Source organism: Caproicibacterium sp. BJN0003, assembly GCF_026314295.1.
Classification (GTDB): Bacteria; Bacillota; Clostridia; order Oscillospirales; family Acutalibacteraceae; genus Caproicibacterium.
Genome location: NZ_CP111108.1, coordinates 1,220,802 through 1,245,511, shown reverse-complemented (window position 1 = coordinate 1,245,511; position 24,710 = coordinate 1,220,802). Strand labels below are relative to the sequence as shown.

Genomic DNA, 24,710 nt, shown 5'->3' with positions numbered 1-24,710 from the left:
TTCCTACAAGGAAAGTACTTTTATATTTAAAAAAGGTCTGCAGAAATGCAGACCTTTTCTTAAAATTCTTTTTGATTATAGATATGAATAGAAAGCAGACAAGATAAAAACAGCAGCACAATTCCGGCGGGAACGGAAAGATAACAATAAATTGGAATCATCGATTCCATTCCGCTGGATTCGAGAGAAGTAAATAGATTGTCAAGGGCGCCGCTTTTTCCAAGAAGAATAAAGATCAGTACTGGAATCATAATGACTGCGATCGAAATCACACGGGAGTGTTCCGGTCCAAAGCGATAAATAATGGGAAATAAAATAGAGTACATTAGGCACACCAGAAAAACGGTTATACAGAGAACGGGGACGAAAGGAACGTCACTTTCTGAACGAGAGACAAAAATTTTGCTGATGAACTCTAATATTGTAACGACAAGAATTCCGCCTAGAATCGTGAGCAGGGAGGAGCAGTAGCGAGCTTCTACGATTGTTTTCTTTTTAATTGGAAGTGTCTGTGCGAAAGAATCCCATTTAGCGGTATCATCATAATAAAAAATATTGACGGAAGAAGCCATTAAAAAAACGCAAACCATGGAAAGAGCGTAAGTACTGTTTCCAAATGAAAATGTGAATAGAATTGTCATGATTAGCAAAATCGGGATTTGTGAACGCATCAGTTTTTGCAGCACCAGAAAATCTTTTGAGATAAGACCAATCATTATTTTTCTCCTTTCACAAAAAAGACCATAATTTCGTCTAGGTTAACTCGATCCAAAACCATATCTGGATGCTTTTTCTTTGATAAATAACGGTCTTTTACCAGAATTTCATACCCGAAATTGTTTTCGCGATAGGAAATATATTCAGAAGGATCAAGCATCTCAAAATTTTGTTTCCCGCATTTTAAAATCCCAAAGCTATCTAGAATTTGATCTTTTGGAGAAGAAAACAAAATTTTTCCATGATGAATAAAAGTAATGTAATCCGCAATCTTTTCGAGATCGCTGGTGATATGGGAGGACATCAAAATGGAGTGAGATTCATCTTGAATGAAATTATAAAAAATCTCCAAAATTTCGTCCCGTACAACAGGATCCAATCCGCTGGTAGCTTCATCTAAAAGCAGAAGCTTTGGATGATGTGCGAGTGCACAGGTAATAGAGAGCTTCATTTTCATTCCGCGCGAGTATTCTTTAATAGGACGTTTAGGCGGAAGCTTAAATTCCTTTAAATAAGACTGATAAAGAGAGCTATCCCAGTTTTGATAAATTTTCGAGAGGATTTTTTCTGCTTTTTCGGCAGAAAGAGTCTCGTGCAGCGGACACTCATCAAATACGACGCCAATATTTTCTTTGACTTCAATTTCATTTTGTGCGATTTCTTTCCCAAAAATTCGAATCGTTCCACTGTCCGGGTGAAGCAGATTCAAAATACATTTAATGGTTGTTGTTTTTCCAGCTCCGTTTTGTCCGATAAATCCCATTACGCTTCCACGCGGTAGAGTAAGATTAATATCTTTTAAGGCAAAGCCGCTTTGAAAAGATTTATTTAGGGATCTGATTTCTAAATCATTTTCCATCATTATTCTCCTTTATAAAGAATCGTAAGCATTTCCAAAAGCTCTTCATAGGAAATGTCATAACTTTTTGCAGTTTCAACCGCTTTAGCAAGTTGCTCTTGTGTGATGCGCAGCTGATTTTCATGGAGTAGTTCTGGACTTTTTCCAGCAACAAAGCTTCCTTTTCCGACAATGGTATGAAGGAATCCTTCGCGTTCCAGTTCTTCATAAGCACGTTTTGTTGTGATTACGCTGATTCGAAGTTCTTTTGCTAGTAGCCGCATAGAAGGCAGAGCTTCTCCGTTTTTTAGTTCACCGGTCAAAATTTTTTCTTTGATCTGAGAAGTAATCTGCTCATAAATCGGCAGATTGTTAGAGTTACTGATAATAATGTCCATGGATAATCCTCTTTAATTATATTGTATATACACTATATATACAATATATTCATTAGCTTTGTGTTTGTCAATAGAGAAATTAATAAATCAATAAAATTATTTTGAAAAGATGAAAGCAATGTTGCATTTTGGTAACAATACTGTTATAATTAGGGCGAATTATGTGAAGTAAGCTCGTTTTATAGAAAATGAGCTTGCTTTTTGGACTAAAGGAGGCTTTTGAATGAAAAAGAGAGATGGGATTTTACGGCGTACATCAGCGATTTTAATTGCAATTTGCATGATTGCCTCCATGCCGATGGGAGCTTTTGCGCAATCGGAGCCGACACAGATTTATCGTGCCAGCGTAGGTCTTGCAAAAGCGGATGGTTCTGGTACAGCGACCGTGAATGCAGATTGCCTGTATGTTCGTGAAGGGCCGGGAACAAATAATGATGTGATTGGTGAACTAACGCAGGGAGAATCGGTAAAAGTCCTTGAAAATGATGGAAGTTGGGCAAAAATTGATAACGGCAGCGGCCTTCAAGGATATTGCAGCTGTACATTTCTTGAGATTGCGAACATGCCTGTTTCGGCTGGAAAGACTGGAACTGTCAATGCAGATGTACTGAATGTTCGTAAGGAAGGTAATGGAGGTAGTGAGGTCCTTTTTACAATTTTAGAGGGAACACAAGTGACTATCCTTGACGATAGTAGTGATTGGGCACAGATTCAGACAAGTGATGGAAAAACCGGATATTGCAGCAAAGAATATCTAACGATTTCTGGTGGCTCCTCTTCAGATAGTGGTTCCTCCAACTCGGGAAGTTCTCAAAAGACCGGAACCGTCAATGCAGATGTACTGAATGTTCGTAAGGAAGGCAACGGCGGCAGTGATATTCTTTTTAAAATTTCAGATGGAACACAAGTGACCGTCCTTGACGACAGCGGCGATTGGGCACAGATTCAGACAAGCGATGGGAAAAAAGGGTATTGCAGCAAAGAGTATTTGGATATTCAAGATACAGTAGCGCAGACTCCGTCAGAAACACCTCCTCAGAATAACAATACAGGTTCCGATAAGACTGGGACAGTTAATGCAGATGTACTGAATGTTCGTAAGGAAGGCAACGGTGGCAGTGAGGTTCTTTTTAAAATTTCAGATGGAACACAAGTGACTATCCTTGACGATAGTAGTGATTGGGCACAGATTCAGACAAGTGATGGAAAAACCGGATATTGCAGCAAAGAATATCTAACGATTTCTGGTGGTTCCTCTTCAGATAGTGGTTCTTCTTCTAACTCGGGAGGTTCTCAAAAGACAGGAACAGTCAATGCAGATGTACTGAATGTTCGTGAGAAAGGCAGTGGGGATGGGAATGTCCTTTTTACAATTTTAGAAGGAACACAAGTAACCGTCCTTGATGACAGCGGCGATTGGGTGCAGATCAAAACAAGTGCCGGCAGAATTGGGTATTGCAGTAAAGAATATCTAACGATTTCAGGAGGCTCTTCTTCAGACAGCGGTTCTTCTGATAATGAAAATTCCGGAGGGACGACAACAACTACCGCAAAAGTTACTGCTGATGTTTTAAATGTCCGTTCTGGAGATGGAAAGAATAATCCAGTTAACTTTACAATTTCAGACGGGATGGTTGTTACTGTTTTAGAGCAGCTTCCTTCCGGTTGGGCAAAAATTCAGACAAATTCGGGGGATACCGGATATTGCAGTATGGAATTTTTAACACTCATCAATGGTGGAGAGTCAACCCCTCCGGATAGTGGTTCCAATACAACGCAAAAACTTGGGATTGTCACCGGCTCCGATGTTCGTTTGAGAGAAGGTCCCGGCACAAATTATGATATTTTAACAACTTTAGGGTTGAATACACAGCTCGTTATTTTGGATACTTCTACGCAAGGTTGGGTAAAAGTTCAGACTTCCAATAATCAAACCGGGTATATGTGTTCTGATTATGTGAGAGAAATTTCCGATTCGGATTCTGCAGCTTCTGATATTTCGCTTTCTAATAATTCAGCTTCAGTGGAAGCAGGAAAGACGTTGTACATAAAAGCAAGTGTAACACCGAGTGACAGTGTCGTTTTCTGGACAAGCAGCAATGAAGAGATTGCATCTGTTGTAAATGGGTACATTTATGCGAAAGCACCGGGAAATGTTACGATTACTGCAAAATCTGGCACCCATTCGGTATCGTGTAATGTGACAGTGAAAGAAGCAGATGCAGTTCGCTCTGCTTATGCAAATCCCAATGTAGTGATGGCAGGGAAACCAGCAACTTTAGTTGCAATTACAGATAACTCCAGAACGGGCGTACAGTTTACAATGGATGGAAAAACATATACAGCTTCTTTAAAGCAGACAGATACGACAAATGGCATTGTCACAAAAGTTTGGACAGCACAAGTCGAAGGGCTTTCTGCAGGAACGCATCCATTTACTGCGGCGAGTACAACAGGCGGAGAATATACGAACGGTTATCAATCAGATGTTTTTGTCTCGGCACAATCTGATACATCCGTTACAACGCAGGACGATCATCGCATGAGCGAACCTATGCTGGAACAGATGGAAAAGTGGGAAGGTTATGCTTCTGCGGTTTATGCAGATCAGTTGACTTATGATAAGATCCCAACGGTTGGATACGGTATTGTACTTTATCCGGGGGATACTTTTTATAATAATTTGAGTGCGGAAGAAGCACATAGCCAGATGGTTAACTCTCTCAATAAAGCAAGTTACACTTCCGTCCTTAATCAATTTGTCCATGCAAATAATCTTTATATTTCTCAGAGCCAGGCAGACGCGCTGCTTAGTTTCTCTTATAATTGCGGCTCCGGTTACTTTAGCAATATGGGACTGCAGTGCGATTTTCGTACGATTATGCTGAATGCAGTTGCCGTGAAAAGCGGAGATGCAAATTATTCGGCGACTGCGACCGATACCGTCAAAATGTATGCGTCGGTGGGGGGGAACCAGTGCGGAGTACTCTCCAACGGAACCAGCTTAACGGTAACAGGCATTCAGGCGGATGATCCTAAGAGTGTTTATTATAAAGTTCAGACTTCTAATGGAGAAGGCGGCTGGGTCAATGCAGGATATGTTCATATTGATGATAGCTACGGACTTAAAAAAGATTTGAATTATACAAATGCAAAGGCAATGGGCAATGAATTCTTGCTCTGGTGTACAGCTGGAGGAAATGCTTATGAAGGCTTAATGTATCGTCGCCTTGGAGAAGTCAATGTTTATAATTACAACGAATATGATTTTGTTCGCTACAATAATCATGACTATGTTTATCCAAGTGCCCTTCAAGGTCAGATCCCTTAAATAATAAAAAATCGCTTTCCATTGCGGAAAGCGATTTTTTATGTCGTTTTATTGATCGGTTAGCCGTACGGATTACTTTAATTTCGTGATATTAAAATAAAATGTTTCCATAAAATCCTCCTTTTAAAGAAGGTTATTTTATAGTATACTAAAGCTGAATTAAATTTTACAAAAAGGAGATTACTTAGAATGAAAAGTCGTTTTCTGCATGCTAATTTAAATGTTCTTGATTTGGAAAAAAGCATTACTTTCTATCATCAGGCACTTGGGCTCCACGAAGTACGCCGGAAAGAGGCAAAGGATGGATCGTTTATTTTGGCTTTTCTGGAAGATGGAGAAAGTGATTTTCAGTTGGAACTCACATGGCTTCGCGACCGCAAAAAGCCCTATGATCTAGGCGATAACGAACATCATATTGCATTTCGGGTAGAAAATAAAAAGGAAGCGCATGAATTGCATCAAAAAATGGGCTGTATCTGCTACGAAAACAAAGAAATGGGACTCTATTTTATCAATGATCCGGATGGATATTGGCTGGAGATTCTGGACTGATATAGTCGATTTCTTGCCCGCAGTGAGTCAAATTCACTAAATGACTTCGATAAGGATCTGCCATCGGGTCTTCTTTCACTTTTTCGAAGCAGGAATAATTGTCCCCAAAATGCATAGGAATACAGACATCTGCTCCAACTGTCCTCATAAAATAATCCAGCCCCCAGAGATATTGATTTTCCAGGCGCGGATCCATGGGAACAAAAGCAATATCGATCTTTTTGCCTTTTATGGAATCAATTTCTTTCTGATAGGCTGCCTTCATATGAGCATTATTTTCCTGGGTGTCACCTTCCCAGTGCCACCAGTTTAAATCGCCTGCATGATAAATACAGAGATTATCGATCCAAATTAAAAATGCAACTCCTAGGTCGGTAGAGGTCAAAGTGTGAATTTTAATATCTCCCATATCGTAATCTGTATCAGGCGCCACATAAAGTGCTTTTTGCAGTTTGGGAAGATCGTTGGAGAGAATATAGCGAATTCTTGGACAAAATTCACGCCATTTAAAAATATGAGGATCAAAATGGTCAAGATGACTGTGAGAAACAAATACAATGGTATCTTTTTTTGGTAAGACAGATTCATCCACGAATCCTTGGTCGAAGGTGCCGCCGGCAGTTGGATGAGTGCAGTCATCGAAAATTAAAAGATGGTCTTCAGTTTCTACTACAAATCCACTGTTATAAAGATACCAGATCTTTGTATTCATGGAATCAGCTCCTTATTTTAAGTATCATATCTGCAAAAGCGGAATTTGAGAAACTCCTTTGACATATATTTTGCCAAGGAGGTTCTTTTTTATGAAATGTTTTGTTTTAACAAAGAGAAAGGCAATCTTAGCATTGTCGGTCGTGGCATGTGTTGCCGCCGGAATTGTATTCGGGATTCACGGAGCCGCTGCGAATGCGGCGGCTACAAAAACAAGGCTTATCCCAATTTATAATGTAAAAACAGATCAAAAAAAGATTTCGATCAGCTTCGATGCAGCGTGGGGAAATGAACAGACACAGAATTTGATTGATATTTTAGGAAAGTATTCTGTTAAAACCACATTCTTTGTTGTGGGATCATGGGTGGAAAAATATCCGGAATCCGTAAAAGCTTTGGCAGATGCAGGACACGAGGTGTGCAACCATTCGGATTCTCATCCACATATGCCGCAGCTTTCGAGAGAAAAGATTGCATCGGAAATTCAAAATTGCAACCAAAAAATCAAGGCGATCACCGGAAAAGAGCCAACTTTATTCCGTGCGCCCTATGGAGATTATAATAATACTTTAATTGAGACTGTCAAGGGCCTTAATATGCACGAGATTCAATGGAACGTTGACAGTTTGGATTGGAAAGACCCAACACCACAGCAAATTTATGAGCGTGTGGTTGGAAAAGTTCAGCCGGGATCGATCGTTTTGTTACATAACGGGGCAAAAAATACACCTGCTGCATTGCCTTCCATTTTGGAAACTTTGCAAAAAGAAGGTTATGAGATTGTTCCGATTTCCCAATTGATTTATAACGGTAGTTATAAAATTGATAATAATGGAACACAGATTCCAACGGATCAGGGAACTTCATCAGGAGGCTGACCCATTTTGAAAGGATGTTAATATGGCACAGGTTACAGAAATTCGATTAATAAAACGTCCGATAAGAATTACAAAAAAAACAACAATTGATGTAGCACAGGATGAGAATTGGTTTTCCATTTGGATTCATGAAGCAGGGCAGGAAAAAGGGCTGACTCCGTGCCCTATCAGTTTACAGATCAATCAAAAAACAGCAGAAGAATTGATGAATTTATTAGGGAAATTTTTGAATAAAAAGTAAAAAATTGTTACTCATAAAACAGTACATTCCTCACAAACTAGGAAAGCAAACGCAAGAGATATAAAATTTATTTTGTAAGGAGTGTATTGAAATGACATCTAGTAAAAATGTTGTCCCTGAGGCTCGTGCCGCACTGGATAAGTTCAAGATGGAAGCAGCTTCTGAGGTTGGCGTCAACTTAAAGAATGGTTATAACGGAGACCTTACCAGCCGCGAAGCTGGCTCTATTGGTGGCCAGATGGTCAAAGAAATGATCAAAAAGTATGAGGAAAGCATGAAATAATTGTTTCCCTTTTTGATCGGGGCATCATGCAAAAGCATGGTGCCTTTTTTATTATTTTAACTTTCATAATCCTCTAAAAGAGATCTTAGTTTTTCATCACTGTCTACTGTAATTCCTTTTTCCAATAATTTTTGATCGGATTGTGGAAGAGAAGTGATTGAAACATTTACTTCATAAAATGGAAGCTCTTCCTTTCCGCGAAAGACACCAATATGGCCTTGATAAGACTGCAGCCTGTACATGACCGTCAAATCAGATTCGGTGCTGCTGCTTTCATAAATTGAAGAGAGGCTTTCTTGACTTGACGATGTATTTGCGCTAGAATATACAAATAAGTTGGTAGAAGGTTGAGAATCAGGCTGCTTGAAGACCGAAATAATTGCGGCACCGCAGACGGCGGTTACACAGCAAAAAACGATCAGGAGAATATCCCGCTTCTTCATGATAGAAATCACCTCCTGAGTAGTTTGTACCTGATTTGGAAAATTATTCTATATTTAATGGAATGGATTAGATTTTGTTTGCAATTTCAGGAGGTGTCCCTATGAAGAGACCGGATACGGATCAGTATGTGTCTGCGGGGAACGTGGATCATACTCCAGCCGCGACGGCGAAATCGTTCGGAAGAATTGTTTTAAAAGCGTTGCTTACGATTCTGACAATTTGCTTGATTACCGGTGTCATTTTAGGAATCGCCCTTTTTTCGTTTATCATGAGCATGAGAAATGAAAAAGTCGATTTTGATTTGACAAATTTAAAATTGAATTACACCAGTTTTATTTATGTAAATGGAGAAGGGGATAATCCCAACAATCCGGTTGAGTTAACAACTCTTTATAAAAATGAAAACCGGGTTTGGATTGATTATGGTGATATCCCTGACAACATGAAAAATGCAATGGTGGCAATTGAGGACAAGCGTTTTTGGGAACATAGTGGCGTAGACTGGGTGCGTACAGCAGGTGCAGCAGTTCATCTGCTCCAAAATGACAGTTATGGCGGCTCTACAATTACGCAGCAGCTGGTTAAAAACATTACAAATTACGATGAAGTCAGCCTGACACGAAAGGTAAAAGAAATTTTTCGTGCTCTGAATCTTGAAAAGCAGTATAGCAAGGAACAGATATTGGAAGCTTATCTTAACTATGTTAGCTTTGGTTCAGGGACACAGGGCGTAGAAGCGGCAGCAAAACTTTATTTTGGCAAGAGCATTAAAGACTGTGATATTGCAGAATGCGCCAGTATTGCAGGAATCACGCAGAACCCTTCCAAATATTCTCCACTGATTAATCCCGAAAACAATAAGGAACGTCAGCAGACCGTATTGGGAGCAATGCATGACCAAAAATTGATCACGGATGATGAATATACACAAGCAATGCAGGAATCTGAGAATATGCATTTTGTTGGCTATTCAGCAGAGGGCAATAATAATCAGACCTGGGATTGGTATACAGAAGCTTTGGTCGGTGATGTGATCAATATGCTGATGGATAAGTATAATATCAATTATGATACGGCTGTGGACAAGCTTTATCATGGTGGATACAAAATTTATTCGGCCGAAAATTGTGATTTCCAAAAATCAGCCGAAGAATATGTCCTCCGTGATGACCTTTTCGGCGGCGATCAGCAGATGCAGTTGGGCTTTTATGCGATGGATTATCAAGGCCGTGTCCTTGCAACTTTGGGCAACCGGAATAAAAAGGAAGGCAATATGGTGCAGTCCTTTGCAACGGATACACAGAGGCAGTCCGGTTCTTCCATTAAGCCGTTGTCTGTTTATGGACCGGCAATGGATCAGGGCGTAAAATATGACAATGTACCAATTACCTATTCTACTTTAATTAATGATAAGCCTTTGGATAATTATTTTGGACCAGGACAATCTGGACCAAACAATGCGGATAATACGTTTCATAGCTGGACACCGGTACAGAAAGCTTTGCAATGGTCCTATAATGCTAGTTCTGCTCAGGTGTGCAATACCATGGGACCAACTACAAGCTACAATTTCCTTGTAAATCAGCTCCATTTTACCACCTTGGAGCAATCAGATAATAATATTGCTGCTATGGCAGTTGGTGGACAAACCCGCGGCGTAACAGTTAAGGAAATGACAGCTGGTTTCCAAATCTTTGGAAACAACGGGAAATATTTTAAACCTTATACTTTTTATTATGTGGAAGATCATGATGGAAATATTATCGAGGATAATCGTAATGAGTCCAGTGAACAAGTAATCAAAGGAACAACGGCTGGAATCATGAATCATATTTTGCAGTCTGTTGTAAGCGGCGGTACTGGTACAGCTGCTGCAATCAGCGGCTGGCAGGTTTTTGGTAAAACTGGTACCAGTAACATGGGCAGTGCAACACCGGATAGCTGGTTTATTGGAGGAACACCAAAAGTCGTTGCAGGTATCTGGAGTGGCTATGAACAGATGAAAGATATTAGTTGGAAGACTGAATACTGCAAGCAGATTTGGCGTGCTTTAATTTCACAGTATCTTTCCGGTCAGACGGCGGTGCCATTTGACTTAGATCCCAATATTGTAGAACGAACGTATTGTAAGAGCAGCGGCCTTTTAGCAGGAGATTCCTGTACGGATACTGCAGTCGGTTATTATGATAAAAATAATCTTCCGGCAGTTTGTAACGGAGGGAGTGACCATAAGGGGAGTAGTGAGACGTCTTCTATGATAAGTTCTTCTTCCTCTTCTTCTTCCAGCTCATCTGGATCGTCTTCAAAGACTCAAACGAGTAGCCCTCAAAGTTCCACTTCACCAAATTCAGGATCAAGTAGCCATGGGCAGCCTCCTTCGTCTACACCATCTCGTTCTTCGGAAGTACCCTCTTCATCGAAAACCCCAACTTCTTCTTTATCGGGTTAACTTTTAGGGGCTTAATCGAAAATAAACTTATGTTTTTATGATTGAACAGGCAGGTACTTCTTATGGTATCTGCCTGTTCTTTTTCTTCGTCTTAAATCAGGTGAATTAGTTGAAAGTTGTAGAAAAACATGATAAACTATAAAAGTTAAGTCTAATTTTTAGCCTTTAATGATCATGCATGTTGAGGGGGCTTTGCAAATGATAGAAATAGCGGTTCTTGGGTATGGCGTGGTTGGTTCCGGCGTTGTGGAAGTTTTAACAACACATGCTGATAGCATTGCTCATCGCGCAAAAGAAAAAATTAATGTTAAATACATCCTGGTTAGAAGAGATCATGCGGAAAGTTCTCTTCAGGGAGAATTTACGAAATCTTTTGATGAAATAGTTGACGATCCGGACATTAAAATTGTTGTAGAAGCGATCGGCGGGTTAAACCCGGCGTATGAGTATGTGCGCCGTTCTTTAGAAGCAGGGAAAAGCGTTGTTACTTCCAATAAAGAGCTGGTTGCTTCAAAAGGAGCTGAACTGCTCAAGATTGCTCAAGAAAAAAATTTAAATTTCCTTTTTGAGGCAAGTGTCGGAGGTGGAATTCCGATTTTAAGGCCTATCAGTCAGTGCTTAGCGGCAAATGATGTGGTTGGAATCTGCGGAATTTTAAATGGAACAACCAATTTTATTTTGACGAAGATGTTCCACGATAATATGTCTTTTGAAGATGCACTGAAACTGGCACAAAAGCTCGGCTATGCAGAACATGATCCTTCTGCGGATATCGAAGGCATGGATGCCTGCCGTAAAATTTGCATTCTTGCTTCTTTAACTTATGGACATCATGTTTATCCGGAACAGGTTCACACAGAAGGGATTACTGAGATTCGTAAAACTGACGTGGAATACGCAGATTCTTGGCATGGAGTCATCAAGCTGATTGGCGAAGTAAAAAAAGAAGAAAATGGACGGCTGCAAATCATTGTATGTCCAATGTTTATTCCTTCTGATAGCCAAATTGCTACGGTTGATAATGTTTTTAATGCAATTATGGTGCGCGGCGATGCAACTGGAGATGTTTTATTTTACGGAAAAGGCGCCGGAAAGCTGCCGACCGCAAGTGCAGTAGTAGCAGATGTCATTGATTGTGTAAAACATCTGAAAGCCAGAAAATATTTATTCTGGGATGCTGGTTCCCCAGATTATATCGATGATTATACAAAGGATATCCGCGCATTTTATGTTTGTGCAAAATATAAGGAAGATGCGGAAAAGGGACTTGCCCTTGCAACAAAAGAATTTTCAACATTGGAACATTTAAAAAGAAAAAATGCACCACTAGGGGAATTTGCATTTGTTACGGATACTATGCAGGAGTGTGAATTCCGCAAAAAATGTATTGTGCTTAAAAAAGCAGGAATAGAAATTCAAAATACGATTCGAGTGGGCGATATGTGATGAATGCATAGTATAAGAGATAGGATGTGCGGTAAAATGATCAGAATCCAGATACCGGCGACCAGTGCCAATCTCGGCTCTGGGTTTGATGCCTTGGGAATCGCTCTGAATTTATATAATCAGGTATGGATGGAAGAATCGGACTGTGTCGATATTTCCTGTAAAGACGACGTCGATGTACCGAAAGATGAAACCAATCTGATTTTTTGGGCTGCAAAACAGCTTTATGAAGAGTGTGGGCATAAACTGCCGGGCTTAAAAATTGTTCAACTAAATAATATTCCAATGGCGCGCGGACTTGGCAGCAGTTCAGCCTGCATCGTGGCTGGATTAGCAGGAGCAAACAGACTTTTGGGATCTCCAATGAACCAAATGGAACTTGTTAGTTTGGCAACAAAAATTGAAGGACACCCAGATAATGTTGCACCGGCGATAGAAGGCGGCCTAGTGGCTTCTGCGATTGAAGCCGGAAAAGTCTACAGCGTCAGTGTTCCAGTATGTGATAAAATTCGCTTTGTGCTTTTTATTCCTCCATTTGAGTTGAAGACTGAAAAAGCGCGATCTGTTTTGCCGGATACCTATAGCAGACAGGATGCTATTTATAATTTGTCAAGATCCGCGTTAATGACAGCGTCTTTGTTTTCAGGCAATCTTGAAAATCTCCGGGTTGCGGTTGAGGATAGAATTCATCAGCCGTACCGTTCGTCTTTAATTCCAAACTATGATCAAGTTTTTCGTCTCAGTTATGAGCTTGGCTGTCTGGGAACCTGTGTGAGTGGCGCAGGCCCGTCAATCCTGGCAATGGTTGAAAGTACGGTTGCAGATCATTTTACAAAGCTTGCGAAAGAACGTTTGAAAGAAAAGCAAATTGGAGATTGGCAGGTAAAACTGCTGAACGCAGAACCGAATGGGGCACAGATCTTTGTTGAGTGAGTTTTACAATTAAGACAAACTTTTTATGAGGAGAGAACATCCATGAGCTTAATTGTTCAGAAATTTGGCGGAAGTTCCGTTGCAAACGCGGAACGTGTATTTAACGTAGCTGATATTGTAACGAAAACATATCAGAAGGGAAATGACGTGGTCGTTGTTGTCTCTGCCCAAGGAGATACAACAGATGATTTAATTAAAAAAGCTGCAGAAATTAATTCAAATCCAAGCAAAAGAGAAATGGATATGCTTTTGACAGCAGGGGAGCAGATGAGTGCGTCTTTGCTGGCGATGGCGATTGAAAAGCTTGGGTTCCCGGTGGTTTCACTTTTGGGGTGGCAAGCGGGATTTGAGACCAGCAGCGCATATGGGAGTGCCCGGATTAAGCGGGTGGCCCCAAGTAGGATTCGTCAGGCGCTTGACAAGAAAAATATTGTGGTAGTGACAGGGTTTCAAGGAATTAATAAATATGGGGATGTAACAACACTGGGACGTGGTGGCAGTGATACCAGCGCTGTTGCAATTGCAGCGGTAATGCATGCAGATCTTTGTCAGATTTTTACCGATGTAGAAGGCGTTTTTACGGCAGATCCACGCAAGGTTCCTGGAGCTAAAAAATTAGATTGTATTTCTTATGATGAGATGTTGGAATTGGCATCGTTGGGTGCACAGGTTCTAAATAATCGTTCTGTAGAAATGGCGAAAAAGTATAATATTGAACTGGAGGTTCTCTCCAGCTTAACTCGGAAAAAAGGGACAATCGTCAAGGAGGCAACCAAAATGGAGAAGATGCTGATTAGCGGTGTGGCAAAAGATGAAGATGTTGCACGAATTTCAATTATCGGGGTGCCGGATCGTCCCGGCCTTGCTTTTAAGATTTTTTCAAAGCTTTCTGCCAATGGAATCAATGTGGATATTATCCTCCAGTCTGTAGGACGTAACGGAACGAAGGATATCAGTTTTACAGTAAATGCAGGAAATCTACAAGAGACTTTAGACATTCTTTCTCCTTATCTTGATTTGATTGGGGCTTCTAGCCTCACTTATGATGATCATGTTTCAAAAGTGAGCGTAGTAGGTGCCGGAATGGAATCTCATCCTGGAATTGCTGCACAGATGTTTGAAGCACTTTTTGAAGCAAATATTAATATTCAAATGATCTCGACAAGTGAAATTAAAATTTCCGTATTGCTGGCCGACAAAGATGCAGATCGTGCAGTCCTTGCGGTACATGATAAGTTTTTTAATGGAAACAATCTGGATGATTTAACCTGATTGATATATTAAGATAATGGGCAGCGTTTCATTGTAGTGCATAAGTTTTCTGGAAAATGGCTTGCTTTTTAAGAACACTTATGATAAAATAATCAACGTTGTCAATTTCCGGGTGTGGCGCAGTTGGTAGCGCGCTTGACTGGGGGTCAAGAGGCCGTGAGTTCAAGTCTCGCCACTCGGACCAGTTATAAAAGCAAATAAAAGGATTCGAGCCATTGTGGTTCGAATCCTTTTATTTGCTTAATCTTAATATAGTAATACTTAAGTTTAAATCCTTTATAGAAATAATATTTATGTGCAAAAATCCGAAGACAATATTTTCGATTTTTAAAGTTGTCGGAGAGTTATTATAAGTGAAACAGCTGTTCCGATGATTTTATTATGGGGAAGGATAAAAATGCTTTATCAAGCAGAACTTACTGAAAAATATGCGAAAGAGATAAGTACTTGGAAATATGATAATGAATACAGCGTCTATAATTATCCGGCTTGGGATATAATGTCAGCACAAAAATGGGCAATTACTGTTCCTGAAAAGCGTAAAAATGAATTTATGGCGGTAATTGATAATGAGATCCAGTTGTGCGGCTATTTTCGTTTTTCAGTTAATGATCGAATTGTTATGGTAGGATTGGGGTTAAATCCTCAACTTTGTGGAATGGGCTATGGAAAACAATTAATGGATCTAATTATTCAAGAATTTCAAAAGAGGTTCACGGAGAAGATTCTTGAATTAGAAGTGAGAACTTTTAATAAAAGAGCAATACAATGTTATCTGTCAGCAGGGTTTTTTAAGGTACACACATATACTAAAAAAACGCCTATTGGTACGGATGCGTTTTTATTAATGCAATATGATAGGCATAATCAGAATCTGGATTTACATTGAGTAAATGATAAAAATGTCACATTGAATAGCTGTTTGCTGACTATTTGATGTGGCTATTTTTTATTTTACTGTAGTGACGACGTAGTAATTAATTATTAGAATTATGTTTCTTTGCATTGTTTCATAGAAAATTTTGATCTATAATAAAACAATATGTTTTTGTCTTTTATAGGGTGTCGTGATAATAAAAAACGAAAAGGAGGGGCTTTATGAGTTTTGATGAAAAAAAGCAGTTTGATCTTCCCGGTATTTTATATTTTGCTTCTGGAAATCGGTATACGGGAAGCGTTGGAACTGGAATTGAAAATGGATTTAATTATGCTGCAGAGCCGGGAGACGGCATTCTTAATATTTCTATCTGGAGTTCTCCTGTTTGCTGTGAATTAGCAGAAGATAAAACTCAAAAAGAATTCTCATTGACCGCAGAAGGAATTGAAAAAGCATCGCAGTATCTTGCAGATTCCTATAACTTGTCAAAAAAAGAAAAAGATTAAATGGGGGACTGGTACGATAAAGTATTTCGTACCAGTCTTCTTTGGTTATCACGGTATTCTTCTATCTGTCCTCAAAATGAAACGGGAATTTTTAATGCTTTTAAATTTATTTTTGGATAATTGAGATATTAAAAATGGTATTACATGATAATGTCTGTTAAAAGGAGGAACAATAAAAGGAAAATCATAAAAATTATTGCGAAAAATTGAAGCTTTCGTTATAATATAAACAGACCGTATCAAAGAAAGAGGCGTTTTGGATGGAAAAAACGATTGTCCGTACCCGTTTTGCGCCAAGTCCTACCGGCTTTATGCATGTGGGAAATTTGCGCACAGCACTGTATGCTTATTTAGTAGCAAAATCCCAGGGGGGAAAATTCATCCTGAGAATTGAAGATACTGATCAGGAACGTTTGGTGCCGGGCGCTGTAGATGTCATTTATCATACATTACAACAAGTCGGTTTGCAGCACGACGAAGGTCCGGATCTCGGAGGAGAATACGGCCCATATATTCAAAGTGAACGGAAAGATATTTATCTTCCTTATGCTGAGAAGCTGGTAGAGGAAGGAAAAGCTTATTATTGCTTCTGCACGAAGGAACGTTTGGAATCTCTGCATCAAGAGAACACGTTCGGCGGCTATGATCGTCATTGCCGCAATCTTCCTAAAGAAGAAGTGCAGCGGCTTTTAGATATGGGTACACCGCGGGTTATTCGACAGAAAATGCCGCTGGAAGGCAGCACCACCTTTGTCGATTCCGTATTTGGAGAGATCACGATTGAGAATAAAATGTTGGAAGATCAGGTCTTAATTAAATCAGATGGATATCCAACTTATAATTTTGCTAATGTGATTGATGATCACCTGATGCACATTACGCATGTTGTGCGTGGATGCGAATATCTGACCAGTACACCAAAATATAATCTGCTATATGAGGCATTTGGCTGGGAAATTCCGGTTTATGTGCATTTGCCGCTGATCATGGGCCGTAATGCTGATGGGACAACCAGTAAGCTTTCAAAGCGTCATGGTTCTACCGGATTTGCTGATCTGATCAAGGAAGGATATTTGCCCGAAACCATTGTCAACTATATTGCACTTTTGGGTTGGGCTCCTAAAGATAATTGTGAAATTTATTCCCTGCAGGAATTATGCAGTGCTTTTTCACTCGATGGAATCAGCAAAAGTCCGGCAGTGTTTGATTATGAAAAACTCACTTGGATGAATGGGGAATATATTCACAAGATGCCGAAAGAAGAATTTATTCGAGAGGCAGCTCCTTATTTTAAAGAAGTCTTTGGGGAGAATCTGCCGGACACTGAAATTCTTGCAGATATTCTTCAGCCTCGTGTCCTGAAATTTATCGAAGTTCCTCAAATGCTGCAGTTCTTTAAAGAACTGCCGGATTATCCGACAGACTTTTTTATCAATAAAAAAAGCAAGGCAACTTTAGAGAATGCCCCAGTGATGCTCCAGAAATCGATTGATTTACTATCGTCTCTGGAAGATTGGAGCGTCCCTTCTCTGCATGACAAGCTGCTCCAGCTTGCGAAAGATTTAGAAGTGAAAAATGGAACTTTACTGTGGCCGGTAAGAATTGCCGCGGCAGGACAAACGGTGACTCCTGGAGGCGCAATGGAGATTTTATCTGTTTTAGGCAAAAAGGAATCCCTGAGAAGGCTAACACTGGGTCTTGAAAAACTGAAAGCGTAAGGAGCGTTAATCACATGAGTGATAATAAAATAGTGGAGCCAGCGGAAGAAAATTCCGGAAACTTTATTCATACCCTGATCGAGGAGGATTTGGCAGAAGGTGGACGCGATTATGGAAAAAAAGTCCATACACGTTTTCCTCCTGAGCCAAATGGTTATCTTCATATCGGACACGCCAAGGCAATCTGCATTGACTTTGGTACAGCGGAAAAATACGGCGGTATGTGTAATCTGCGTATGGATGATACCAATCCGACCAAAGAGGATGTAGAATATGTCGATTCTATCAAACGAGATATTAAATGGTTAGGATTTGACTGGGACGACCGCTTTTACTATGCGTCCGATTATTTTCCGAAGATGTATGAATTGGCAGTTAAACTGATTCGTGAGGGACTTGCTTATGTCTGCGAGTTAACTCCGGAGCAGATGCACAATAATCGTGGAGATTTGAGCCACCCGGCAGTAAGCCCCTATCGGGATCGTCCGATGGAAGAGAGTCTCGATCTTTTCGCGAGAATGAAAGCAGGAGAATTCGAAGATGGCAGAATGACGCTGCGTGCAAAGATTGATTTAAATTCCGGTAACTTTAATATGAGAGATCCGGTTATTTATCGAATTAATCATATGAAGCATCATCGTACAGGAAATGACTGGTGTATTTATCCGATGTACGATTTTGCACATCCGATCGAAGATGCAATCGAAGGAATTACGCATTCTCTTTGTAGCTTGGAATTTGAGGATCATCGACCGCTTTATGACTGGGTGATTGAGCATGTAGATTTACCTGCAAAGCCACGTCAGATTGAGTTTGCACGTCTCGGAATCAACAACACGGTAATGAGTAAGCGCAAATTGCGTCAGTTGGTAGAAAAGCATTATGTCAGTGGCTGGGACGATCCTAGAATGCCAACGCTTTGCGGACTGCGTCGCCGTGGTTTTACACCGGCTTCTATTCGCAATTTTTGTGAACGAATCGGAGTTGCTAAGGTGAATTCTATAGTGGAATTCAGCTTTTTGGAGCATTGTCTTAGAGAAGATCTGAATCAAAATGCACGCCGCACAATGGCGGTGCTTCATCCTATAAAACTAACGATTACCAATTATCCAGAAGGAAAAAGTGAAACGTTTGAAGTCGAAAATAATCCGGAATGTCCAGAAGATGGCACCAGAACTGTGACTTTTTCCAGAAATCTCTGGATCGAGCGGGAAGATTTCATGCAAGAGCCGATCAAGAAATATTTTCGAATGTTCCCTGGTAATGAAGTGCGTCTAAAGACTGCCTATGTGGTGCGCTGTACAGGCTGTAAGACGGATTCTAATGGGAATGTGACAGAGGTTCTGGCCCAGTATGATCCTGCTACCCGTGGCGGAAATACACCCGACGGGCGCAAAGTAAAAGGGACGATTCATTGGCTTGACGCTGATACGGCAATTCCCGCTGAAGTACGTCTCTATGATAATCTTTTTACGGTACCTGAACCGGAGCAGGAAAATTTTCTGGAATTGCTCAATCCGAATTCTTTGGAGATTCTCACAGAGTGCAAGGTAGAGCCTTCGATGATGCAAGCGAAAGCTCCGGCGTTCTTTCAGTTTATGAGGCAGGGATACTTTTGTTTAGATCAGGATTCTACTCAAGATCATCTGATTTTTAACCGTTCAGTGTCTTTAAAGGACAGCTTTAAAAAGAAGAATTGAACAAATTTAGATAAAAACAGGTTTGTTGTTCTTTTTTTAAAAAAGTTTTCGCAAAAAATGAATTTATTTTACCCGATTTTTTGAAAAACCATTCCGAAAATGTAACTTTTCTATCAAAAAACTTTACCAGCCTGTTTGTTTTATGGTATAATAATTCGGTGAGGGCTTTCGAAGATCGGGAACAATAATAATTTTCTTTGGGACTCTTATGAGTCCCAAAGAAATTATTTCTGCCGTGCAAGTCTTAAATGTTTTTGTGCAGACAAGCTGTGTTTATGGAGAAAATACAACTTTTGTTTACAAAAAATGATAGACGTGTTTTCGATATCCGAAAAACCATTCTTTGCAAAATTGAAATGGAGGAAAAAACTATGTCGAAGAAGATTGTCATTGCAGGTGCTTGCCGTACCGCTGTGGGCAAAATGGGCGGCGTCCTTTCTACAGTACCTGCAGCGAAATTAGGTGAGATCGTAATTCGTGAGGCAGTTAAGCGTGCCGGCATCCAGCCAAAAGATGTTGATGAGGTATTGATGGGCTGCGTTATTCAGGCAGCTCAGGGCCAGAATGTTGCTCGTCAGGCAACGTTAAATGCAGGACTGCCGATTGAGACTCCTGCGGTTACTTTGAATGTTGTTTGTGGGTCTGGTCTGAATAGCGTCAATATGGCTGCTGATATGATCCTTGCAGGAGATGCAGATGTTGTAATCGCCGGTGGCATGGAGAACATGTCTATGGCTCCTTATGCAATGACCAAAGCTCGTTATGGCTATCGTATGAACAACGCGACGATCATTGATACCATGGTCAATGATGGACTGTGGGATGCTTTTAATAACTATCATATGGGTATTACTGCCGAGAATATTGCAGAGCGTTGGCACTTGACCCGCCGCGAATTGGATGAGTTCGCTGCATGGAGCCAGCAGAAATGTGAAAAAGCTCAGGCAGAAGGTAAGTTCAAGAATGAAATTGTTCCTGTTGAAGTAAAGAAGAAGAAGGAAACTGTTATTGTTGATACCGATGAAGGTCCGCGTGCAGGCGTAACTGCTGACGGCATCTCCAAACTGCCTCCGGCCTTTAAAAAGCCCGATGGTGTTGTTACTGCAGCAAACTCTTCCGGAATTAACGATGGTGCAGCAGCAGTTGTCGTTATGAGCGAAGAGAAAGCCAAAGAACTCGGCGTTGTTCCAATGGTCGAATGGGTTGGCGGAGCACTTGCTGGTGTTGATCCTGCTATTATGGGTATTGGACCAGTTGCTGCTACAAAGAAAGCAATGGCAAAAACAGGCATGAAAGTTTCCGATATGGATTTGATTGAAGCAAACGAAGCTTTTGCAGCACAGTCTGTTGCGGTTGCTCGCGAGTTGAAGTTTGATATGAGTAAGGTAAACGTAAATGGCGGTGCAATTGCACTGGGACATCCTGTTGGAGCTTCCGGTTGCCGTATTTTTGTTACCCTCTTACATGAAATGCAGAAACGCAATTCTAAATATGGTCTTGCCACATTGTGCATTGGCGGCGGCATGGGTTGCGCAACGATTGTAAAGGCTTACAATAAATAAAGAGGAACAAACAAAATGAGCTATGTAAAGTTCGAACAGCAGGGAATGGTTGTAGTCCTTACAATTGACCGTGAAAAGGCTTTAAACGCTTTGAATGATCAAGTTTTGGACGACCTTAATGCTGCTTTTGATCAGATCGATCAGGACTATTTTCGTTGTGTAGTAATTACGGGAGCTGGCACCAAGGCTTTTGTTGCCGGAGCAGATATTGCGGCTATGAGCAAAATGACACGCTGTGAGGCAGTGAAATTCGGGCAAAAGGGAAATGAACTTTTCCGGAAAATTGCTAAATTTCCGCTGCCTGTTATTGCTGCAGTTAATGGATTTGCTCTTGGCGGCGGCTGTGAGTTAAGTCTCTCCTGTGATATTCGTCTTGCTTCAGAGAATGCTGTTTTTGGCCAGCCTGAGACCGGTTTGGGGATTACTCCCGGATTCGGCGGTACGCAGCGTTTGGCTCGCTTAATCGCAAAGGGAATGGCAAAGGAAATGATTTATGCCGGAACAAAGATTAAGGCGGACCGTGCTTATCAGCTGGGATTGGTGAATGCAGTTTATTCGCAGAAGGAACTGATGCCTGCTGCTATGAAATTGGCAAATAAAATAGCGGTAAATGCTCCAATTGCAGTGCGTGCAAGCAAGCAGGCTTTAAATAAGGGACTTCAGATGAATATGGATGAAGCTGTTGTTCTGGAAGAGCAGTTCTTTAGCAGTTGCTTTGAGAGCTGCGATCAAAAAGAAGGTATGACAGCCTTCGTTGAAAAGAGAAAGCATGAGCCTTTTGAGAATAAGTAATTTTATCTGTTATCTTCAGAAAGCTTTTTAAATGTTTTTCTTTTGATTATTACATCATAAATAGGTTGATTTCTTATAAATAATTTTTGGAGGTAAGAAGACAATCATGAAAGTTGGCGTAATTGGTGCCGGCACTATGGGCTCCGGTATTGCTCAGGCTTTTGCCCAGACAGAAGGATTTGAAGTTGCTCTTTGTGATATCAAAGCAGAATGGGCAGAAGGCGGTAAAGGAAAAATTCAGAAGAATCTTTCCAGCCGTGTTGCAAAGGGAAAAATGGAACAGGCCGCTGCAGATGCAATCCTTGCGAAAATCAGCACCGGCACAAATGAGATTGTTGCAGATTGTGATTTAGTGATTGAAGTTGCTCTTGAAAAGATGGATATCAAGAAAAATATTTTCAAACAGCTGCAGACAATTTGCAGGAAAGATGCAATCTTTGCAAGTAACACATCTTCTCTTTCGATTACTGAAATTTCCAATGGGCTTGACCGTCCTGTCGTAGGAATGCACTTCTTTAACCCGGCTCCTGTTATGAAGCTGGTTGAGGTAATTGCAGGAGAGACGACTACTGATGAGCAGGTTCAGAAGATTATTGAAATTGCCGAAAAGATCGGCAAAACTCCGGTACAGGTAAAAGAAGCTGCCGGATTTGTTGTAAACCGTATTTTAATTCCGATGATCAATGAGGCAATCGGTATCTATGCAGACGGCGTAGCTTCCGTTGAAGGAATTGATACGGCAATGAAGCTGGGCGCAAATCACCCGATGGGGCCTCTGGCTCTGGGCGATTTGATTGGCCTGGATATTTGTCTTGCCATTATGGAGGTCCTGCAGAGCGAGACCGGCGATCCAAAATATCGTCCTCATCCGCTGCTTAAAAAGATGGTCCGCGCCGGAAAACTCGGCCGCAAGACCGGTGTCGGTTTTTACGATTATCACAAATAATTCGTATCCCGATGCTTATTTAGGAATCGATAATCAGTATATTACTGTCAGTATCCCAGCAGACAGTGCTGTCTCTGATATTTATGATTCCGTTTTGTAACACAACTATAGTAGGAAGAAGGTATATGCATGGATTTGCACCTGTCCAAAGAACAAGAGATGCTTCGTAAGATGTATCACGACTTCGCGGAAAACGAAGTAAAACCCCTGGCGCAGGAAGTTGACGAAGACGAGCGCTTTCCTATGGAGACCGAGGAAAAGATGGCCAAGCTGGGCATGATGGGCATTTATTTTCCAAAGGAATACGGCGGTGCTGGCGGAGATGTTCTCAGCTATGCAATGGCCGTTGAGGAACTGAGCAAAGTTTGCGGCACTACTGGTGTTATTGTTTCTGCTCATACTTCTCTTTGCTGTGCTCCAATTTATGAGCACGGCACTGAGGAGCAGAAGAAACAGTATCTGCCAAAATTGTGCTCTGGCGAATGGATTGGCGCCTTTGGTTTAACCGAACCTGGCGCTGGTACTGATGCTCAGGGTCAGCAGACAACTGCTGTTCTCGAAGGAGACCATTATGTATTAAATGGTTCCAAAATTTTCATCACGAATGCTGGTGTAGCAAACGTATTTGTTATTATTGCTGTAACCGGTCATCACCTCAATGCAAAAGGCCGCAAAATTAAAGATATTTCAGCCTTTATCGTAGAGCGTGATTTCAAGGGCTTCTCTGTAAGCAAGCCTGAAAAGAAGATGGGCATTCGTGGTTCTTCTACTGCAGAGCTCGTTATGGAGGACTGCATTGTGCCTAAGGAGAATCTCCTGGGCAAAGAGGGTCAGGGCTTTAAGATTGCTATGGAGACTTTGGATGGCGGCCGTATCGGCATCGCTTCTCAGGCTCTCGGCCTTGCAGAAGGCGCAATTGAAGAGACCGTTAAATACACCAAAGAGCGTGTTCAGTTCGGTAAACGTATTTCTCAGTTTCAGAACACCCAGTTCCAGCTGGCGGATATGTATGCAAAGACCGAAGCTGCAAAGTGGCTGGTTTATTCCGCCGCAATGAAGAAGCAGAACCATGAGCCTTATATCGTTGACGCCGCTATGGCAAAATTGGTAGCTGCTGAGACTGCTAGTGATGTTACCCGCCGTTGCGTACAGCTGTTCGGCGGATATGGCTACACCCGTGAGTATCCTGTTGAACGCATGATGCGTGATGCAAAGATCACTGAGATCTATGAGGGTACTTCCGAGGTTCAGCGCATTGTCATTTCTGGCTATCTCGGCTTGAAATAAGGAACTGGAGGGAAATATTCGACATGAAAGTTATTGTTTGTGTAAAACAGGTCCCGGATACCTCTGGTGTCGTTGCTGTTAAAGCAGATGGCACTATGGATCGTTCTTCCATGGCAACAATCACCAATCCTGATGATATGAATGCAGTTGAAGCTGCTCTTCAGCTGAAAGAAAAAACAGGTTGCGAAGTAATTGTTGTTTCCATGGGACCCCCTCCGGCAGAGGGAATGCTGCGTGAAATCCTTGCCCGCGGTGCAGATCGTGCGGTTTTGGTTTCTGCACGTGAATTCGGCGGCAGTGATACCTATGCAACCAGCCAGATTCTGGCTGCTGCGATTAAGAAGATCGGCGTAGGTCCTGATGATATCGTATTTTGTGGCCGTCAGGCTATTGATGGCGATACTGCACAGGTTGGTCCGCAGATCGCTGAAAAGCTTGGTATGCCTCAGGTTACCTATGTAGCAGATATTAAAGTTGAAGGCAAAGATCTTGTCGTAAAGCGTATGCTGGAAGACGGATTTATGATGCTGAAAGTTCAGACTCCGTGTCTCTTGACCTGCATTAAAGAGCTGAATGAGCCCCGTTATATGAGTGTTGGAGGCATTTTTGAATGCTATTCCAAGCCTTTGGATGTTTTCAACTATGAGGCATTGAAAGATGATCCGCTGGTTGATTTGGATACAATTGGCCTTAAAGGATCTCCGACCAATGTGTATAAGTCTTTCTCGCCTCCGCTTAAAGGTGCCGGCGTAATGCTGGAAGGCGCAGATAAAGCAACTTGCGACAAGCTCGTTGGTATTCTGGACGGGAAACACCTTATCTAATTGAA

At 41.2% G+C, this 24,710-nt stretch carries 23 protein-coding genes and 1 tRNA gene; 19 read left to right on the top strand and 5 right to left on the bottom strand.

The features are described from left to right. Positions 1-59 precede the first annotated feature (59 nt). From OP489_RS06255 to OP489_RS06245, 3 genes are read right to left on the bottom strand one after another with little or no spacing between them, the layout of a single operon-like run. The gene (locus OP489_RS06255) at positions 60-716 is read right to left on the bottom strand and encodes an ABC-2 transporter permease (protein ID WP_266161054.1); all 657 of its coding nucleotides are present in this window, start codon (positions 714-716) and stop codon (positions 60-62) included. Beyond that, complete coding sequence (locus tag OP489_RS06250; RefSeq protein ID WP_266161053.1) at positions 716-1,576, bottom strand: ABC transporter ATP-binding protein; 861 nt, start codon at positions 1,574-1,576, stop codon at positions 716-718. Before OP489_RS06250 ends, OP489_RS06255 begins: the two co-directional genes overlap by 1 nt. 2 nt (positions 1,577-1,578) lie before the next feature. Then, a complete protein-coding gene (locus OP489_RS06245; protein WP_266161052.1) occupies positions 1,579-1,953 on the bottom strand; it encodes a GntR family transcriptional regulator in 375 nt (124 codons plus the stop codon). A gap of 223 nt (positions 1,954-2,176) precedes the next feature. Here OP489_RS06245 and OP489_RS06240 point away from each other — a divergent pair, with 223 nt between their 5' ends. Together OP489_RS06240 and OP489_RS06235 are read left to right on the top strand one after the other, a co-directional pair. Then, a complete protein-coding gene (locus OP489_RS06240) occupies positions 2,177-5,284 on the top strand; it encodes an SH3 domain-containing protein (RefSeq protein WP_266161051.1) in 3,108 nt (1,035 codons plus the stop codon). 189 nt (positions 5,285-5,473) lie between these two features. After that, positions 5,474-5,836: a VOC family protein gene (locus OP489_RS06235; RefSeq protein WP_266161050.1), complete on the top strand. Its 363-nt coding sequence runs from the start codon at positions 5,474-5,476 to the stop codon at positions 5,834-5,836. Here the strand turns inward: OP489_RS06235 and OP489_RS06230 are convergent. Beyond that, entirely contained in the window at positions 5,796-6,548 is a 753-nt protein-coding gene (locus OP489_RS06230; RefSeq protein ID WP_266161049.1) for an MBL fold metallo-hydrolase, read from the bottom strand. The genes OP489_RS06235 and OP489_RS06230 overlap by 41 nt on opposite strands. A gap of 91 nt (positions 6,549-6,639) precedes the next feature. On the opposite strand from OP489_RS06230, the gene OP489_RS06225 reads away from it, so the two are divergent. The 3 genes from OP489_RS06225 to OP489_RS06215 all read left to right on the top strand — a co-directional run bounded on the left by OP489_RS06225 (position 6,640) and on the right by OP489_RS06215 (position 7,949). Beyond that, a complete protein-coding gene (locus OP489_RS06225) occupies positions 6,640-7,425 on the top strand; it encodes a polysaccharide deacetylase family protein (RefSeq protein WP_266161048.1) in 786 nt (261 codons plus the stop codon). Positions 7,426-7,447: 22 nt separating this feature from the next. Beyond that, a complete protein-coding gene (locus tag OP489_RS06220; protein WP_266161047.1) occupies positions 7,448-7,666 on the top strand; it encodes a hypothetical protein in 219 nt (72 codons plus the stop codon). A gap of 91 nt (positions 7,667-7,757) precedes the next feature. Further along, complete coding sequence (locus tag OP489_RS06215; RefSeq protein ID WP_266161046.1) at positions 7,758-7,949, top strand: alpha/beta-type small acid-soluble spore protein; 192 nt, start codon at positions 7,758-7,760, stop codon at positions 7,947-7,949. A gap of 56 nt (positions 7,950-8,005) precedes the next feature. On the opposite strand, the gene OP489_RS06210 is transcribed toward OP489_RS06215, so the two are convergent. Next, complete coding sequence (locus OP489_RS06210; protein ID WP_266161045.1) at positions 8,006-8,392, bottom strand: BofC C-terminal domain-containing protein; 387 nt, start codon at positions 8,390-8,392, stop codon at positions 8,006-8,008. Positions 8,393-8,493: 101 nt separating this feature from the next. On the opposite strand from OP489_RS06210, the gene OP489_RS06205 reads away from it, so the two are divergent. The 14 genes from OP489_RS06205 to acrB all read left to right on the top strand — a co-directional run bounded on the left by OP489_RS06205 (position 8,494) and on the right by acrB (position 24,705). Beyond that, entirely contained in the window at positions 8,494-10,842 is a 2,349-nt protein-coding gene (locus OP489_RS06205) for a transglycosylase domain-containing protein (RefSeq protein WP_266161044.1), read from the top strand. Between the two features lie 198 nt (positions 10,843-11,040). Next, positions 11,041-12,288: a homoserine dehydrogenase gene (locus tag OP489_RS06200; RefSeq protein ID WP_266161043.1), complete on the top strand. Its 1,248-nt coding sequence runs from the start codon at positions 11,041-11,043 to the stop codon at positions 12,286-12,288. Between the two features lie 36 nt (positions 12,289-12,324). Then, a complete protein-coding gene (gene thrB / locus OP489_RS06195; protein ID WP_266161042.1) occupies positions 12,325-13,221 on the top strand; it encodes a homoserine kinase in 897 nt (298 codons plus the stop codon). A 42-nt stretch (positions 13,222-13,263) separates the two neighbouring features. Further along, a complete protein-coding gene (locus OP489_RS06190) occupies positions 13,264-14,493 on the top strand; it encodes an aspartate kinase (RefSeq protein WP_266161041.1) in 1,230 nt (409 codons plus the stop codon). Positions 14,494-14,601: 108 nt separating this feature from the next. Next, positions 14,602-14,677: transfer RNA gene (locus OP489_RS06185), tRNA-Pro, on the top strand. Positions 14,678-14,890: 213 nt separating this feature from the next. Continuing rightward, the gene (locus tag OP489_RS06180; RefSeq protein ID WP_266161040.1) at positions 14,891-15,382 is read left to right on the top strand and encodes a GNAT family N-acetyltransferase; all 492 of its coding nucleotides are present in this window, start codon (positions 14,891-14,893) and stop codon (positions 15,380-15,382) included. Positions 15,383-15,591: 209 nt separating this feature from the next. Then, the gene (locus OP489_RS06175; RefSeq protein ID WP_266161039.1) at positions 15,592-15,876 is read left to right on the top strand and encodes a hypothetical protein; all 285 of its coding nucleotides are present in this window, start codon (positions 15,592-15,594) and stop codon (positions 15,874-15,876) included. Between the two features lie 260 nt (positions 15,877-16,136). Beyond that, the gene (gene gltX / locus OP489_RS06170) at positions 16,137-17,594 is read left to right on the top strand and encodes a glutamate--tRNA ligase (protein WP_266163447.1); all 1,458 of its coding nucleotides are present in this window, start codon (positions 16,137-16,139) and stop codon (positions 17,592-17,594) included. A 14-nt stretch (positions 17,595-17,608) separates the two neighbouring features. Next, positions 17,609-19,294, top strand: a complete 1,686-nt coding sequence (locus tag OP489_RS06165; protein WP_266163446.1) for a glutamine--tRNA ligase/YqeY domain fusion protein — start codon at positions 17,609-17,611, stop codon at positions 19,292-19,294. A 371-nt stretch (positions 19,295-19,665) separates the two neighbouring features. Further along, complete coding sequence (locus tag OP489_RS06160) at positions 19,666-20,856, top strand: acetyl-CoA C-acetyltransferase (RefSeq protein WP_266163445.1); 1,191 nt, start codon at positions 19,666-19,668, stop codon at positions 20,854-20,856. 15 nt (positions 20,857-20,871) lie between these two features. Continuing rightward, positions 20,872-21,648, top strand: a complete 777-nt coding sequence (locus tag OP489_RS06155; RefSeq protein ID WP_266163444.1) for an enoyl-CoA hydratase-related protein — start codon at positions 20,872-20,874, stop codon at positions 21,646-21,648. Positions 21,649-21,754: 106 nt separating this feature from the next. Next, positions 21,755-22,594, top strand: coding sequence for a 3-hydroxyacyl-CoA dehydrogenase NAD-binding domain-containing protein (locus tag OP489_RS06150; RefSeq protein WP_266163443.1), 840 nt, complete (start codon positions 21,755-21,757; stop codon positions 22,592-22,594). Between the two features lie 129 nt (positions 22,595-22,723). Beyond that, positions 22,724-23,881, top strand: coding sequence for an acyl-CoA dehydrogenase (locus OP489_RS06145; RefSeq protein WP_266163442.1), 1,158 nt, complete (start codon positions 22,724-22,726; stop codon positions 23,879-23,881). 23 nt (positions 23,882-23,904) lie between these two features. Further along, positions 23,905-24,705 carry an acryloyl-CoA reductase electron transfer subunit gamma gene (gene acrB / locus OP489_RS06140; RefSeq protein ID WP_266163441.1) on the top strand — a complete coding sequence of 267 codons (801 nt, stop codon included), beginning with the start codon at positions 23,905-23,907 and terminating at the stop codon, positions 24,703-24,705. Positions 24,706-24,710: the final 5 nt, after the last annotated feature.

Coding starts and splice junctions, on each gene's coding strand:
- OP489_RS06230 (WP_266161049.1), bottom strand. CDS start 6,548: ATGAATACAAAGATCTGGTATCTTTATAACAGTGGATTTGTAGTAGAA.
- OP489_RS06200 (WP_266161043.1), top strand. CDS start 11,041: ATGATAGAAATAGCGGTTCTTGGGTATGGCGTGGTTGGTTCCGGCGTT.
- OP489_RS06175 (WP_266161039.1), top strand. CDS start 15,592: ATGAGTTTTGATGAAAAAAAGCAGTTTGATCTTCCCGGTATTTTATAT.
- OP489_RS06190 (WP_266161041.1), top strand. CDS start 13,264: ATGAGCTTAATTGTTCAGAAATTTGGCGGAAGTTCCGTTGCAAACGCG.
- OP489_RS06165 (WP_266163446.1), top strand. CDS start 17,609: ATGAGTGATAATAAAATAGTGGAGCCAGCGGAAGAAAATTCCGGAAAC.
- OP489_RS06205 (WP_266161044.1), top strand. CDS start 8,494: ATGAAGAGACCGGATACGGATCAGTATGTGTCTGCGGGGAACGTGGAT.
- OP489_RS06145 (WP_266163442.1), top strand. CDS start 22,724: ATGGATTTGCACCTGTCCAAAGAACAAGAGATGCTTCGTAAGATGTAT.
- OP489_RS06155 (WP_266163444.1), top strand. CDS start 20,872: ATGAGCTATGTAAAGTTCGAACAGCAGGGAATGGTTGTAGTCCTTACA.
- OP489_RS06250 (WP_266161053.1), bottom strand. CDS start 1,576: ATGGAAAATGATTTAGAAATCAGATCCCTAAATAAATCTTTTCAAAGC.
- acrB (WP_266163441.1), top strand. CDS start 23,905: ATGAAAGTTATTGTTTGTGTAAAACAGGTCCCGGATACCTCTGGTGTC.
- OP489_RS06225 (WP_266161048.1), top strand. CDS start 6,640: ATGAAATGTTTTGTTTTAACAAAGAGAAAGGCAATCTTAGCATTGTCG.
- OP489_RS06240 (WP_266161051.1), top strand. CDS start 2,177: ATGAAAAAGAGAGATGGGATTTTACGGCGTACATCAGCGATTTTAATT.
- OP489_RS06235 (WP_266161050.1), top strand. CDS start 5,474: ATGAAAAGTCGTTTTCTGCATGCTAATTTAAATGTTCTTGATTTGGAA.
- OP489_RS06220 (WP_266161047.1), top strand. CDS start 7,448: ATGGCACAGGTTACAGAAATTCGATTAATAAAACGTCCGATAAGAATT.
- OP489_RS06255 (WP_266161054.1), bottom strand. CDS start 716: ATGATTGGTCTTATCTCAAAAGATTTTCTGGTGCTGCAAAAACTGATG.
- OP489_RS06215 (WP_266161046.1), top strand. CDS start 7,758: ATGACATCTAGTAAAAATGTTGTCCCTGAGGCTCGTGCCGCACTGGAT.
- thrB (WP_266161042.1), top strand. CDS start 12,325: ATGATCAGAATCCAGATACCGGCGACCAGTGCCAATCTCGGCTCTGGG.
- gltX (WP_266163447.1), top strand. CDS start 16,137: ATGGAAAAAACGATTGTCCGTACCCGTTTTGCGCCAAGTCCTACCGGC.
- OP489_RS06150 (WP_266163443.1), top strand. CDS start 21,755: ATGAAAGTTGGCGTAATTGGTGCCGGCACTATGGGCTCCGGTATTGCT.
- OP489_RS06245 (WP_266161052.1), bottom strand. CDS start 1,953: ATGGACATTATTATCAGTAACTCTAACAATCTGCCGATTTATGAGCAG.
- OP489_RS06160 (WP_266163445.1), top strand. CDS start 19,666: ATGTCGAAGAAGATTGTCATTGCAGGTGCTTGCCGTACCGCTGTGGGC.
- OP489_RS06210 (WP_266161045.1), bottom strand. CDS start 8,392: ATGAAGAAGCGGGATATTCTCCTGATCGTTTTTTGCTGTGTAACCGCC.
- OP489_RS06180 (WP_266161040.1), top strand. CDS start 14,891: ATGCTTTATCAAGCAGAACTTACTGAAAAATATGCGAAAGAGATAAGT.